This is a genomic window from Natrialba chahannaoensis JCM 10990, from assembly GCF_000337135.1.
GTDB lineage: Archaea > Halobacteriota > Halobacteria > Halobacteriales > Natrialbaceae > Natrialba > Natrialba chahannaoensis.
On sequence record NZ_AOIN01000083.1, the window covers coordinates 57,907 to 71,391 of the forward strand.

Sequence of the window (13,485 nt, forward strand, 5' to 3'; positions counted from 1 at the left end):
TTGCAACTTTTACTGTTTTCCCGACACGACGTACAATAACGTTTAGGTAGTCGTAGTTCGCCCGACCGGAGTAGGTAGTATGAGTATCACCGACCGCCCAACCTCTGCCGGTCCTGAGACGGATTCGGTATCCCCGTCGGACGACACAACAGCGGAATCGACAGCCCTCTCCGACGACGATGTCTTCCACATCCTCCAGACGTCGCGCAGGCGAGAGGCGATCCGGTACGTGTTGAACAGCGAAGGCACCGTCAAGATGGGTGCCCTCGCGGAGCACGTCGCCGCTCGTGAGCACGACACCACCGTCGCCAAACTGACCTCCACACAGCGCCAACGGGTTTACATCCCGCTGTATCAGTCCCACCTGCCGAAACTCGACAAGGCAGGCGTTATCGAGTACAACAAATCACGCGGTATCATCCATCCTGGCGAACACCTCGAAACGTTCAGACCGTATCTCGAGGTCTCAGCGTCAGACGCAGCGGCCGACGACAGCCAGTCGTTGCGTGCGCGCTTCGACGGACAGATCGACTCTAACGAGACCTACTACGTGGCCACTGCGGCAGCAAGCGTCGGCCTGCTCCTCGCCGCCGCGTTCGGCCTGCTCCCCATCTCCGGGCTCACCCTTGGCACGATTATCACGACACTGTTCGTCTTCACGACGCTCGCGTGTGCAGACGACCACCGACTCGTCCTCAGTCAGGTTGCCGGTCGCCGGCGCAGCTAACCGGACGCACGGTCACAGTCAGGATGCAACTCGGAACCGAACCTCGACCTCGTCTGGCCCCGCCACAGCGAACCCGTCGTTCAGCTCAGTGGCTGTGTACTGCCCAGTTGCGATTCGCTCTCGAATCGTCTCGAGTGCCGCCGGTTCTGGAACGATAACTTCGAACCAGGATAGCCCGCTCCCATTGACTGGTTCGGTACGGTGGTTCCACGTATTCCCAGCAACGTGGTGATGGTAGCCACCAGCGGCCACGAACACCGCGTCCGGCACTGTTGCCCGTATTTCGAACCCGACAGTGTCGACGTAGAAGTCCCTGAATGCGCCCAGTGACGACACCTCGAGATGAACGTGCCCGATGTCCGTTCCAGCAGGTAGTTCTGACGCACCCGCAGCAGCCGCCTCAATCGGACCCAGATCGAGCGGCCGCGTCACCATTCGGATGCCGCCATTCGGGTCGTTGGGCCACTCCGAACGCGGGAAATCCCGATAGATTTCGATGCCGTTCCCCTCCGGATCAGTGCTGTACAGCGCCTCGCTGACCCCGTGGTCGGACGCACCACTGAGTTGCCAGCCGTCCCGGAGTCGAGCCAGTGCATCACCTAGCTCCTCGCGCGAGGGCACTCTAAACGCGTTGTGAAAGAGTCCGGCAGCCGATCGGTGTCGATCGGCTGCATCCTCGTCGCGTTCCAGGACGAGAAGCGGTGTCTCCGCGACGCCGAGGACGGCAGTCGTCTCTGCTTGGCGGAGGACGGTGAGTCCGACGATGGTCCGATAGAACTCGGTCATCTCCGCGAGGTCGGTGACGCGGAGTGCAGTTCGTCCGATCCGTGTGTCCTGCGGGAGCGCACCCGAATCTGATTGCGTGGCCATCTTAATATCTTGTGCCGCCCATGGTCGTGTCGCTAGCGATCGTACCGATTGCGAGCCCCACCGAGCGTCGTCGTGGCATCTCAGTACCTAGTTTGGTTGTAGACGTACATATACCGCCGGCAACACGCATGCAACCTGATTGTCCCGACACAACTACCTCGCCACAGTGTCGTCTCGCGACCTATTCGAGTTCTGTGGCGAACGTCTCGAGTGCGCGTTGCAGTTCGTCCTTGCGTTTCCAGGCGGCGATTCGGTCGCCGAAAGGGAGAGGAGCGGCGAGGGAGACGGCAGAGCGGAGAGTGAGGATGGTTTGGGTGGCGGGGTGCTGTTGCTGGCTCTCCCCCTGCCCAGCCGCAGGCTCGAACTCAACCCACGTCTCCATGTGTGAAAACGGTCCTCGCTCACCCGCCTGCGTATAATAGATCGCTCCCTCACGCTCTTCGAACGCCAGCGGAAGCTGCATTCCCGGACCGCTGGCGACAACCGTCGTCGTCCCTGCCGACTCATCCTCGTCAATATCGATAACGGTGAAACTTCCCTCCGCCTCGACGATCGTCGCCGGATCAAGGTGCTTCTGGAGTGCCGCCGGCGAGACGTCGATCGTTCGGGACACGGTGACCTCACGCATACGTCTGCGGTTCGATCGAGGCGTTATAAAGCCCGCTGCTCACGCGTGTGCCGAATCGCGAGTCGACTACGTCGAGGACGCAACCGCAGCACCGATGACGGAAACGGCTAAGTGACTGACGCTCTCCTATCGCGTTATGGCTGGCGATTCCGGCACGGACGGCAATCGCGGCGGCTTTCGTGAGGGTCTGGAATCCTCCCGAGGCGATCCGCGACTGTTCATCGTCCTCAACGCGATCCTCTCCGGGCTGTTCGCCTGGTGGCTCGTCTGGGGCGCAGCGCTCGTGGGAGCACTCGAGTACAGCCTGTCGACGGTTGCCGTGGTTGCTGTTGGGCTCTTTTTGCTGACGCATGTGATGGCGCGGCCGTCGTAAGACTGTTGCAGAACAGCCCACCGACGCTGACGCGCCGAGGCGACAGGTACTCACGGCCGGCCCGTCACATTCCGGACGATGGCCCTCCAGCAGGTCGCTGCGTATCGCCCGACGAAACCCGAACTCGCCGTCTTCGTCTCGGGGGTCACGAGCATGGGACTCGAGATTCTCGCCGTGCGGGTGATCGCCCCGCAGTTCGGGAATCATATCTACACTGTTGGCGGCATTCTCACCGTCCTCCTCGCTGCACTGAGCCTCGGCTACTGGCAAGGTGGCAAGCGGGCGGCGACCGCGAGCACCCGCGAGATGAGCTGGCTCATGCTCGGGACCGCGGTCTACGTCGCCGTGGTGATTTTTGCGAGCGACCTGCTACTCACCTACACCTCGACGCTCGCCCTGCCGCCGCGCTACGCCTCGCTGCCCGCGGTTATCATCCTCTTCGGGCCGCCGACCTACCTCCTCGGCTTCATCAGTCCCTACGCGGCCGAACTCTCGCGAAAGCGGGGCACCGGTGAGGCGTCGGGTCACGTTTACGCGCTCGGCACCATCGGCAGCATCGTCGGCTCCGGCGCGACGACGTTCATCCTGATTCCCTCCATGGGTATCGACGCAATCGGCCTCCTGTTCGGACTCATGCTCGTCGCCACCGCACTCATCCTCGTCGCGCCGAGTCTGCCCCGCAGACCGACCGTCGCGAGCGTTTTCATCGCACTTATCCTCGTTCTCGCCGCGGCTGGCGGCCCCGCCATCTTCGATGTCGATCACCGCGGCGAAATCGTCCAGGAAACCCAGACGCCACACCAGCAACTCGAGATCGTCGACGATGACAACGTCCGGACGATGTACTTAGACGGCGCGCGACACAGCGCCCTGAACAAAGACGATCCCGACGAGCACGTCTTCACCTACACGAAGTACTTTCACCTGCCGATGCTCATGACCGACGAGATCGACGATATAGACCGGGTGCTGTTCGTCGGTGGCGGCGGCTACACCGGCCCGACAGACTTCGCGGAGCAGTACGACGCGACCGTCGACGTCGTCGAAATTGATCCATCCGTCACCGACGCCGCCGAGGAGTACTTCACACTCGAGGACCACGAGGACCGCGACGATCTGAACGTCTACGCGACCGACGGCCGGCAGTTCCTCCAGAACACCGACGAGACGTACGACGTGATCGTTCTCGACGCCTACAAGAAGGATCAGGTGCCGTTCCACCTGACGACCGTGGAGTTCATGGAACTCGCCTCTGATCGGCTGGCTGACGACGGCATTCTCCACGCGAACGTCATCGCCGCACCCAGTGGCCCGGCAGCCGAGTTCTACCACGCCCAGTACGAGACGATCGACGAGGTCTTCCCCGAGGCCTACAGCTTCCGTACCTCGGACGCGAACGCGATTCAGAACATCCAGGTCGTCGCGACCAACGACGGGAGCGCACCTGTGTTTGACGAGAAGGTACTCGAGTCCCGAAACAACGAGCGAGCCGCAGCGATGGGGGTTGACCTCAGCGGTGCTATCGACAACAAACTTGCCGAGCCAGACACGGACGATGCGCCGGTGTTGCGAGACGACCGCGGCGAGGTGGACAGCCTGCTCGATCCGATGTTCGGCCAGCGGTACGTGATCGAGGAGTCAGATGGTGGCAGCGTGGAGGCCGAAGCCGAGCCGGGTGAGCCGGCTGCGTCGCTCGCCGGGTGATTGTCTATAACCTGAATCCCGTTACTCGCTGCCGTCAGCGATAGATCTGCTGATACCGCTCCCAATACTCCCGTAGTGCGATCCGTGCGCGTCAGCGTGACTGAAAGCCGAAGCCGACGGCCGGACATGCCCAGACGAACGTCTCCGAGCGCGGATCTCTCGTCACCGAGACGTCTCGCTCACAGCGCGGACAGCACCATCCACAGCGGATGTCGCCGGCGTACACTGTGCGTGTGGGTCGGCATTTGAACCGGTGTCAGAACCAGAATCGGAGCCAGCATCAAAATCAGATCCTCCCATTCGATACCGATCAGAGTGACGCCAGCCAGAAAGGGACTCGAGTACACCTGTGTCCGCTTCAAGTGTCACTTCATACGCGGGTGTCACGCCGCACGGCAAGATAGAGACCGACGAGGAGGAGGCCGAACAGGACGGCACCGCGCAGGTCGGTCATGACTGTGGCGAGGAGGAGTACGGCGAACAGCGTCAGCCCCCACGCCGGTGGATTCGCCATGCGGTGGTGTCTCGCGTTCAGCGTGACGCTCCCGCCCACGACCGCGAATGCGATGAGCACGAGCAGCGAAGACAGCAGGACATCGGCGGTGTTGACCAGTTGAACCAGATACATTGTCCGGACAGTACGCTGGAGATGTATAAATACACTGAGCTATTGGGTTGCTGGTGCGCTGGGGGGCTACGCGGAGACAGTGATGCGACTGCTCACCCGGTCGCCGCTTCGGGGCCGAGGAAGGCGAACGGTTCGTGCGGCTCTAGCTGGCCGGAGACATCACCGGCGAACGCGTTCGACTGGTTGGGGCCGAGTTGGAGGGTCCGCGCCCCGGAGCCAGCCGAGAAATCGAGTTCGTCGAGTTCGACCCAGAAGGCGTTGGGCATGAGCGCCGATTCGAAGTAATAGATGCCGTCCTTGTGGTCCGCGACGGTTCGCCAGCGCGTCGAGGAAATGTGGGGTTCGTCCGGCGTGCTGATGCCGTACGGCACCGAGGCGTTTCGAATCACGCCGAACGCGCTGGCGGTCGCGGTGCGCCGGTCCTCGACGCTCGGCACGGCGTCGACGTAGAACCGCGCCCGCACGAACCGGTCTGCTGGACGGTTCGTTCCTGGCAGCATGACCGTGCCGCCGATCTCGTTCCAGTACTCAGACAACGCGAGTTGCTTGTCGAACGTCGGTGAGTTCGTCATCACCTGGTACTCCCGGCTGTGGTGGATGGTGAGTTCGCCGTCGACGTACTCCATGATCGCACTGTCGCCGGTCGCGTCCGAGAGGGAGAGATGCAGCGCCGCCAGTCTGTCCTGTCCGGGGACCTGCTCGGTGACGACGACGAACTCCTTCTGTTGGGCGTGCTCGACGGCGTCCGCGACGGTTTCGAAGTTGTCGAGCATGTACTGTGCCCACAGCGAGATCGCCATGGCTTCTTCCTCGCCGTCCCAGTCAGGGTACTCCGATTCAGGGAGCCACAGCAGGTTCGCAACCAGGCCGGCCTCGTTCATGCCATCAGTGGTGGCGATATCGTAGTCGGTCGTGACGACGCTACCGTACTCCGCCGTCCACTCCATCGAGGTCGGGCCGACCTGCCCGGTCCGCTCCATGCCGCGCGGGAACGTCCAGATGTTGCTCCCGATATCCTCGCCCCAGTCCATCGAGCGGGCCGTGAGAACGCGCCCCTCCTCGCCGAGATACACCAGTCGTGTGCACATCTATCGCCGTCCTCCTGAAACAGCGCCACTCCGTTGGTCGGTCGAATCCATAGAAATGCTGTCATCTCGAACACCAATAATGAGCATACCTGCACTGGCAGTGTCGCCATCGAACGGTTCTACCAAGAAGTGTTACTTGTCTGATCGACTGTACTCCGGATCGAACAACTGCGCCGATCCCGGCGCTGGATCGCCCTCGGTGAGGTTGTACTGCGAGAAGTCCTCGACGCCGGCCTCCTGCAGCAGCTCTTCATCGTACACCGCGTTCCCGGTGAACGAGGCCGGATCACGCGAGAGGATCTCGAGTACCGTGTCAGAAACAATCTCGGGCGTCCGCCAGTCATCCTCCGTCCCGAGTCCGAAGTACCGCGTCGCGCGCGTGTCGATCGCCGTCACGGGCCAGAAGGTGTTGCAGCCGACATCGTCGTTGCCGAGTTCGCTCGACATCGAGAGCGTCAGGAACGACATCCCCAGCTTGGACCACGCGTAGGGCGCTTCGCCAGGTGCACGGTCGATCTTGACCGGCGGCGCGTTGGTCAACAGCCAGGCGTTCTCGACCTCCCGAAGGTGGCCGGCGAAGGCTCGCGAGACGAGGTAGGTGCCGCGGATGTTGACGTCAGTCATGAGGTCGAACCGGTTCGGTGGCAGATCCTCCACCGTCAACAACTGAATCGCGCTCGCGTTGTTGATGACGATGTTGACCTCGCCGAACTCGTCGATAGCACGCTCGGCTGCAGCGTTAACGGCGTCCTCGCTCCGAACATCGAGCTGGATCGGGAGCGCCTCGACGCCGCGTTCGCGTGCCTCGCGGGCCGTTTGCTCGATCGAGCCCTCGAGATCCGGGCCGCTTCCATCTTCGCTCTCGTCTGCGTCTGTCTCGCTCGTCTTCCCCGTCGACACGATGTTGCAGCCCTGTTCGGCCAGCGCGAGGGCGATTTCCTTGCCGATGCCGCGAGTCGTCCCGGTGATAAACGCCGTCTGTCCGGCGAGGTCCGGTTTCTGGAGTGCCATACCCGATCATCTGTCGGCACCAGTATAAACTTACGCCACGGGGAGAGTTCAGAGTGCAGTTGGGTCCGGTCGGAACGGTTCAGTTGGAGGTGACTCGAGTGCCCATTCTACACGTCTACACCCTACACGTCCTACACGTCCATTCCGCCAGCCGCGCTCCCAGCCTAGTCGCGAAGCGAGCGCCGCCGAATCTTGCCGGTCGTGGTTGTCGGGAGTTCGTCGACGAACTCGATCTCCTGTGGGTACTCGTACTCCGCGAGACGCTCGCGGACGAGGGTGCGAATTTCTTCGCGGAGTTGCGCCGCGTCCGCCACCGCAGTGGCGGGCTGGACGAACGCCTTGATCGCCTCGCCGCGGGTTTCGTCCGGCACACCGACGACGCCGACCTGTTCGACAGTGTCGTGGTGGAGGATTGCCTCCTCGACTTCCATCGGACCGACACGGTAGCCGCTAGTGAGGATCACGTCGTCGGTCCGCGAGACGAACCACAGGTAGCCGTCGTCATCACATTCGACGAGGTCACCCGTCCGGAACCAGCCGCTCTCCGTTTGCTTGGCTGCTGTCTTCTCTGGAAGCCCCCAGTACTCATTGAAGAAGACCCGCCGATCGGCCGGCTTTACTGCCAGCTCGCCCACTTCGCCGTCCGGCACCCGCTCGTCGGCGTCGGGGTCGAGAACCGACACCTCGTACCCCGGGAACGGCTTGCCCATGCTCCCCGGCCGCGTCTCGAACCACGAGGAGTTGCCGACGACCAGATTAAGCTCCGTCTGCCCGTAGAAGTCGTTGATCCCTACGTCGGCGAACGTCTCCTGCACCCAGTCGACTACCTCTGAGGTCAGCGGCTCACCTGCGGATGCGAACGTCTCGAGTGCGAGGTCGAACTGCTCCTCGGGATCGTCGACGCTCATCAGCATTCGGAGTGCGGTCGGCGGCATGAACGCCTTGGTCACTCCGTGGCGCTCCAGCAGGTCGTAGACCGCCTCGGGGTCGAATCCCTCCCGCGGCCAGCCGACGATTGTACAGCCGTGGTGCCACGCGGCGAAGAGCGTTCCACCGAGTGCAGCACCCCAGGCCCAGTCCGCGGGCGTCCACAGCGTTGCCTCGCCCTCTGCGAACCCCTGCTCGAAGTAGTTGTACGCCGCCGCAGCACGGCCGAGCCACAGCGCGTGACTGTGGAGGACACCCTTCGGCGGCCCCGTCGACCCGCTCGTGTACATGATCGCCGACGGTGTCTCCGGTGTCGCATCGTAGACCGCAATTCCTGGCTCGTGCGACGCAAGCAACTCGTCGAAGGCGTACGCATCGCCATCGACCGAGGCGGCGGTGCCGAGCTCGATCACGGACTCGAGTGCCGGACACTCATCACGAACCTCCTCGATAGTTTCGCGGACGCTCGGATCGACGACGATGGCGGTGGCCTCGCTGTCCTCGAGTCGGTACTGGAGCGCGTCCCGGCCGAAGAGGACGGTGAGCGGCACCGAGACTGCGCCGAGTTTCCAGTTCGCGAGGTGCGTGATTGGATTCTGAGGTTTCTGCGGGATGACGACGCCCACGCGGTCACCTGCCTCGACGCCAAGGTCGGCGAGTGCGGCGGCAAGACGATCCGAGCGGTCGTCGAGGTCGGCGAACGTGTACGTCTCGATGGTGTCCTCGTTGGATCGCGTTTTGCCGTCGCCGTGTCCATCATTCTCGTCGCTTTCGTCGGGTCGCTCGTATCGGAGTGCGACACGGCTTGTATCGTCGTGTTTGCGGAGGAAGTCGACCGCTGGGTTGAATTCGTCCGGGAGATCCCATTCGAACTCCTCGCGGGCACGGTCGTAGTCGTCGAACGTCGGCATCACCGTCCAGCTCATGAATGTGTTCTCACATCACACAGGAACCACATAGCGTTTGCCGACCGGGCGAGTGTCACAGTTGCTGCTAAGCGAGAGCAGGTGAGTGCCACACGGACGACGGGCGAGGAGGCATAAAGGATACACCCAGACAGGGGAAGACCTACCCGCTAGTCGTTCCCACCACAGGTAGATGCAACTCGAACAGTCACCCCAGGAGGCCGCCTGGAGCGGAACGGTCCCCAGCGCACTCGACGCGCGCGTGCTCGGTCTGGTCGTCCTGATCGCGGGACTCGCGGCGTCGGTGAACGTTCCCTACGGGGGCGTTCCGCTCGCGGTCGCCGCGTTCGTGCTCCTCACCGGTGTCGGTATTGCCGTGCACGTACTCGGCGAGCGCAAACTGCGCCGCATTACCGACGGGCTCGTCGAACGGTGGGTCGAGGCCGGCGGTGCGATCGAAGATGTCACGAAATCCACCGACGGCATGCGAACGGAGTGGACCGTCCACACCCCAGATGGAACGATCACGATCGGCGGCATTGCCCTCGTCCCGCTGTCTCGACTCTCGGTGGAGTGGCAGGGCGTCGGCGACTCGATGGACGCCAGCGAGGCCGCGGACAACATGGACCAGCTCGCAGCGACGCTGTACGAGGAAATTTTCGAAATTGGCTCGGCATCGCAGCGATCATAACGCTGGTGACGTGCTCCCCCACGGCTGTTCTCCCCTCCGTGAAAACCACTCCTTCAGAGTTGTTATCAGTTTCTGGGGAATCTGTATTTTAATACTCGGACAGAATACCGTGGCGTATGGCAACAGAATACACACCAACCGAGCTGATGGATCGGGACTCCCGCTCGAACCGATACTATCGGAACGCGGTCGAACGCCACTGGGATCCCGGCGAGATCGAACTCGAGGAGGACGTCGAAAACTTACTCGCACACATCGAGGCGTCGGACGAGTACGACCGGTCGTACTGGGACCGGACGCTCAACGGCATCGCGAAGTTCGGTGCCGGCGAGGACGCCGTGACGGAGGACCTCGCGCCGCTCGCGACGGTGCTCGATAACATCGACGACCAGCTGTTTCTAACGACACAGCTGTACGAGGAGGCCAAACATGCCGACTTCTTCGACCGCTACTGGCGCGAGGTCATCTGGGCCGTCGAGGACGAACTCGGCTGGAAGCGCTCGAACCCGCGCAACGACAAGTGGTTTAACGAACCCTACGTCGACCTGTTCGACCGTAACCGGAAAGCACAGTATCGCCTCCTCGAGGAGGACACGCCCGAAAATCGTGCGAAAGCCTACTGCCACTACCACCTCACAGTCGAGGGAATCCTGGCCCAGACGGGCTACTACGGGATGCAGACCTCCTACGGCGGGGAATTCGAGGAGCTTCCCCACCTTCCTGGCCTCGTCGAGGGCTTTACCAAAATTCGAAGCGACGAGGGTCGACACGTCGGCTTCGGGATGAACCAACTCAAAAAACTGATCGCGGAGGGTGTCGACCCCGTGCTCATCGAAGACACCGTCCACGACCTCCTCCCACTCGTCCAGGGAATCACCGAAGACGAACGGTTCCAGCCCGACGACGAGGCAGAGCAAGTTGGACTTGAGGACGGCGCACTCGCGGCCTACGCAGTCGAGAAGCACACAGACAGGATGCAACAGATCACGGACGCGGCAGCCGAGATTCCGGACGTTGACGATCTGGTTCGGTTAGAGAGTGACGATTGATCCGGCCCGACGTGAGGCCTTACTCGAGTGCTACCGCACGGTCGACCCCGAGCACGTCCTGCACGTCGGGGACCTCGAATTGTACGACCTGCCAGCGCCGACCTGGTTTATCAGCGGACAAGGCGAACCCGAGGCTGGACCTCGGGGATGAAGCCGACACTCAGGGATACAACCCATTAACTGAACACATCGTTAATCAAGAGACAGCGATGGAAAACAGTCACCGCTATCACGCCTACCCGACACAAGCGGTAGCGGAAGGACTGCAACGCCACCTGAACGTTCATCGTCAACTCTACAACCACGTCCGCTGGGACTACACGAACAGTCCCGAAGACGACAAGCCGAGCGAGTACGACCAAAACAACAAACTCCCCGAGTGGAAACGCAAGTGGCCGGTGTTCAGCGAACTCCACTCGAAAGCCGCACAAGCTACCGTCGCACGCTTCCACCGCAACCTCTCGAACCTTCACAAAAAGAAAGAGAAGGGGCACAAAGTTGGTCGTCTCAAACGGCAAACACCCACCGACTATCGGAGCGTGACGTACAACCAGAGTGGTTTCGACCTCGATGAAAAGAGGGGCCGTGACAGGTTCGCCTACGTCCGCTTCAGCAAAATTGGATGGGTCAAAATCCGTTACCACCGTCCGATTCCCGACCACGCCACCATCAAAGAAGTTACGTTCAAGAAAGAGACGACCGGCGAGTGGTTCGTCTCTTTCGGTCTGGAAACCGACGACGCCAACCTACCAGATAAACCTGCGTTGGAGTCCTTGGATGCGAGCAACAGCGTCGGGATTGACCTCGGCATCCTCAACTACATCCACACAAGCGATGGAACGACCGTGGACTGGCTCAACCTCGAAGACGAGTACGAACGGCTCCGACGCGAGCAACGCAAACTCTCGCGGAAGGAGAAAAGCTCGAACAACTACAAGAAACAACGCCGGGAAGTGGCGAAAGTTAAGCGTCACATTCGTCGGAAGGTGCTGGACTATCAGCACAAGATAACGACGTGGCTCGTCCGCGAGTACGACGCTGTATTCGTTGAGGACTTGAACGTGAAGGGGATGCTGGAACAGTCGCATAATGTTCGGAACAAGCAGGATGCGGCGTGGAGACAGCTCATCACTCTCCTCGAATACAAGGCCAACCTGTACGGCACTCATGTCGTGCAGGTCGATGCACGAGGCACCACGAAAGAGTGTGCGTCATGTGGGGTAGAGACTGCGAAGCCTATCTGGGTTCGTGAACACTCGTGTCCAGCGTGTAGGTTTGAAACGGATAGGGATGCGAACGCAGCGATGAACGTCCTTCAACGCGGCTTTTCTGAACTAGGGCTGAGATGGCCCGAAGACACGCCCGTGGAGACTGCGCTCCCTACGGACACCGCTGACTTTCAGTGTGTGTCTGCAAAGCACGTCGTGGAAACGGGAAGCCTCGGGGTCGATCGAGAGAGCAAAGCTCTCTCGTGATGACGAGAATCTTCGATTCTCGAACCACTTGACCCCGAGGCGATTCACCGCCGGCAATAACGAAGACTTCGACGTCATTGACGTGCTTCGCGCGGGCGAGGAACCGCCGGAGACGGACAACGTCCACCTCCTCGCGAGCACTGGTGCAACGGTCGACGGACTCCGTATCGCGGGTCTCTCCGGAAATTTTGCGCCGACGCAGTACGATCGCTCGCGAGACGAACTCAATGGTACCGTCGGCGACACGTTACCCACGAAGACGTCGAACGAGCCGCCGAGCTCTCCGATATCGACGTCTTTCTCACTCACGAAGCACCGACTGGACTGTTGTCCTACGGTTACGATCCAGGCTGCGAGCACGTGACTGCCCTTCTGGAGACGCTCTCGTCGGACCTCTGTCTCGTTGGCCACCACCACACCCACCGCGAAGGCGAGATTGCAAACACCAAGGTCGTGAGTCTCGCGCCGGCCTGGGAACGGTACTACACCCTGGATCCAACTGGGCTGGTACTCGAGTCCCACGAGCACAAGTTGTTCCTGCCCCCGTGACATGATTGTACCGTGTTACGTTCCACCCAAAGTGCTAGTTTTACCTTGGATTTAGACAATTATATCGAACATCTACTATACTAGTCCAGGTGTATTACTGGTACGTCTAACACAGTACACCGGGGTGAAATCAACCGGAATCTACTGAGAGAAGAGCAGATTGTCGGTATGTATCTGGGAAACGAACTACACACCCAGTCTTTCCCTTCCGATCGCTTTGGACCGTTACCGTACGTTTCCGAACGCACAAAGCAGTTACAGAAGATTATTAGAAATGATGGGAAGGAACATACCCCATACTCCCGAGAGAAGAACCGATGTCTATACGGACACTCTCTATCGCAAACAATTTCCTAACCAATCACTCGTGGATCCGTGTCCGTCTTCCGGTCCAGCCGGGAAACGATAACAACCCACTCCTAACCCAGACAGTCTATCGAACGTGTGACAGTCAACAGTAAGACTGTCAGATCAGACGNCTCGTGGATCCGTGTCCGTCTTCCGGTCCAGCCGGGAAACGATAACAACCCACTCCTAACCCAGACAGTCTATCGAACGTGTGACAGTCAACAGTAAGACTGTCAGATCAGACGAATTAATCTCACCAAACAGTTTTATCTATACTTGGTTCATAAGATGGATTTGAGTCAACCGAAAATATCATAACGAAAAATCACCAATCTTCACTAAATCGATGGATCAGACAATCAAAGAAATAGCAGTTTTCGGTATCTGGATTATTGGAACGGTACTGTTTCTATACGGATTTCGCTCTTGTGTAGCACTTTGTTGATTTCACAGTGTGGCTTTGATAGCGTGTTTGAGCGCTTCTCTCCCTGGTTTCCGCAGTAGCTTGCGTC

At 60.6% G+C, this 13,485-nt stretch carries 12 protein-coding genes and 2 pseudogenes; 8 read left to right on the forward strand and 6 right to left on the reverse strand.

Annotated elements, in window-relative coordinates; all coding sequences use genetic code 11:
• Window positions 1-79: 79 nt before the first annotated feature.
• Window positions 80-727, forward strand: coding sequence for a DUF7344 domain-containing protein (locus tag C482_RS15385; protein ID WP_006168643.1), 648 nt, complete (start codon window positions 80-82; stop codon window positions 725-727).
• A gap of 18 nt (window positions 728-745) precedes the next feature.
• On the opposite strand, the gene C482_RS15390 is transcribed toward C482_RS15385, so the two are convergent.
• Both C482_RS15390 and C482_RS15395 read right to left on the reverse strand, forming a co-directional pair.
• Window positions 746-1,597: a VOC family protein gene (locus C482_RS15390; RefSeq protein WP_006168644.1), complete on the reverse strand. Its 852-nt coding sequence runs from the start codon at window positions 1,595-1,597 to the stop codon at window positions 746-748.
• A 181-nt stretch (window positions 1,598-1,778) separates the two neighbouring features.
• Window positions 1,779-2,225: a hypothetical protein gene (locus C482_RS15395; protein WP_006168645.1), complete on the reverse strand. Its 447-nt coding sequence runs from the start codon at window positions 2,223-2,225 to the stop codon at window positions 1,779-1,781.
• Window positions 2,226-2,361: 136 nt separating this feature from the next.
• Between C482_RS15395 and C482_RS15400 the strand changes: the two genes are divergently transcribed.
• Window positions 2,362-2,598: a hypothetical protein gene (locus tag C482_RS15400; RefSeq protein ID WP_006168646.1), complete on the forward strand. Its 237-nt coding sequence runs from the start codon at window positions 2,362-2,364 to the stop codon at window positions 2,596-2,598.
• A 78-nt stretch (window positions 2,599-2,676) separates the two neighbouring features.
• Window positions 2,677-4,302 (forward strand): spermidine synthase, encoded by a 1,626-nt coding sequence (locus C482_RS15405; RefSeq protein WP_006168647.1) that lies wholly within the window; start codon window positions 2,677-2,679, stop codon window positions 4,300-4,302.
• A gap of 370 nt (window positions 4,303-4,672) precedes the next feature.
• Here the strand turns inward: C482_RS15405 and C482_RS15410 are convergent, their stop codons facing one another.
• The 4 genes from C482_RS15410 to C482_RS15425 form a co-directional block, all read right to left on the reverse strand.
• Window positions 4,673-4,930, reverse strand: coding sequence for a hypothetical protein (locus C482_RS15410; RefSeq protein WP_006168648.1), 258 nt, complete (start codon window positions 4,928-4,930; stop codon window positions 4,673-4,675).
• Between the two features lie 92 nt (window positions 4,931-5,022).
• The gene (locus C482_RS15415) at window positions 5,023-6,018 is read right to left on the reverse strand and encodes a linear amide C-N hydrolase (RefSeq protein ID WP_049896828.1); all 996 of its coding nucleotides are present in this window, start codon (window positions 6,016-6,018) and stop codon (window positions 5,023-5,025) included.
• Between the two features lie 132 nt (window positions 6,019-6,150).
• Entirely contained in the window at window positions 6,151-7,029 is an 879-nt protein-coding gene (locus C482_RS15420; RefSeq protein WP_006168650.1) for an SDR family oxidoreductase, read from the reverse strand.
• A gap of 164 nt (window positions 7,030-7,193) precedes the next feature.
• Window positions 7,194-8,882, reverse strand: coding sequence for an acyl-CoA synthetase (locus C482_RS15425; RefSeq protein ID WP_006168651.1), 1,689 nt, complete (start codon window positions 8,880-8,882; stop codon window positions 7,194-7,196).
• Between the two features lie 172 nt (window positions 8,883-9,054).
• On the opposite strand from C482_RS15425, the gene C482_RS15430 reads away from it, so the two are divergent.
• The 5 genes and pseudogenes from C482_RS15430 to C482_RS15445 form a co-directional block, all read left to right on the forward strand.
• A complete protein-coding gene (locus tag C482_RS15430; protein ID WP_006168652.1) occupies window positions 9,055-9,552 on the forward strand; it encodes a hypothetical protein in 498 nt (165 codons plus the stop codon).
• A 116-nt stretch (window positions 9,553-9,668) separates the two neighbouring features.
• Window positions 9,669-10,601 (forward strand): ferritin family protein, encoded by a 933-nt coding sequence (locus tag C482_RS15435; protein ID WP_006168653.1) that lies wholly within the window; start codon window positions 9,669-9,671, stop codon window positions 10,599-10,601.
• Window positions 10,591-10,728: pseudogene (locus C482_RS22450) on the forward strand (metallophosphoesterase family protein); the annotation flags it as partial. The gene C482_RS15435 and the pseudogene C482_RS22450, both read left to right, overlap by 11 nt.
• A gap of 82 nt (window positions 10,729-10,810) precedes the next feature.
• Window positions 10,811-12,076 carry an RNA-guided endonuclease InsQ/TnpB family protein gene (locus C482_RS15440; RefSeq protein ID WP_006168655.1) on the forward strand — a complete coding sequence of 422 codons (1,266 nt, stop codon included), beginning with the start codon at window positions 10,811-10,813 and terminating at the stop codon, window positions 12,074-12,076.
• 34 nt (window positions 12,077-12,110) lie between these two features.
• Window positions 12,111-12,625: pseudogene (locus tag C482_RS15445) on the forward strand (metallophosphoesterase family protein); the annotation flags it as partial.
• Between the last annotated feature and the right edge of the window lie 860 nt (window positions 12,626-13,485).

Coding starts and splice junctions, on each gene's coding strand:
- C482_RS15385 (WP_006168643.1), top strand. CDS start 80: ATGAGTATCACCGACCGCCCAACCTCTGCCGGTCCTGAGACGGATTCG.
- C482_RS15390 (WP_006168644.1), bottom strand. CDS start 1,597: ATGGCCACGCAATCAGATTCGGGTGCGCTCCCGCAGGACACACGGATC.
- C482_RS15395 (WP_006168645.1), bottom strand. CDS start 2,225: ATGCGTGAGGTCACCGTGTCCCGAACGATCGACGTCTCGCCGGCGGCA.
- C482_RS15400 (WP_006168646.1), top strand. CDS start 2,362: ATGGCTGGCGATTCCGGCACGGACGGCAATCGCGGCGGCTTTCGTGAG.
- C482_RS15405 (WP_006168647.1), top strand. CDS start 2,677: ATGGCCCTCCAGCAGGTCGCTGCGTATCGCCCGACGAAACCCGAACTC.
- C482_RS15410 (WP_006168648.1), bottom strand. CDS start 4,930: ATGTATCTGGTTCAACTGGTCAACACCGCCGATGTCCTGCTGTCTTCG.
- C482_RS15415 (WP_049896828.1), bottom strand. CDS start 6,018: ATGTGCACACGACTGGTGTATCTCGGCGAGGAGGGGCGCGTTCTCACG.
- C482_RS15420 (WP_006168650.1), bottom strand. CDS start 7,029: ATGGCACTCCAGAAACCGGACCTCGCCGGACAGACGGCGTTTATCACC.
- C482_RS15425 (WP_006168651.1), bottom strand. CDS start 8,882: ATGAGCTGGACGGTGATGCCGACGTTCGACGACTACGACCGTGCCCGC.
- C482_RS15430 (WP_006168652.1), top strand. CDS start 9,055: ATGCAACTCGAACAGTCACCCCAGGAGGCCGCCTGGAGCGGAACGGTC.
- C482_RS15435 (WP_006168653.1), top strand. CDS start 9,669: ATGGCAACAGAATACACACCAACCGAGCTGATGGATCGGGACTCCCGC.
- C482_RS15440 (WP_006168655.1), top strand. CDS start 10,811: ATGGAAAACAGTCACCGCTATCACGCCTACCCGACACAAGCGGTAGCG.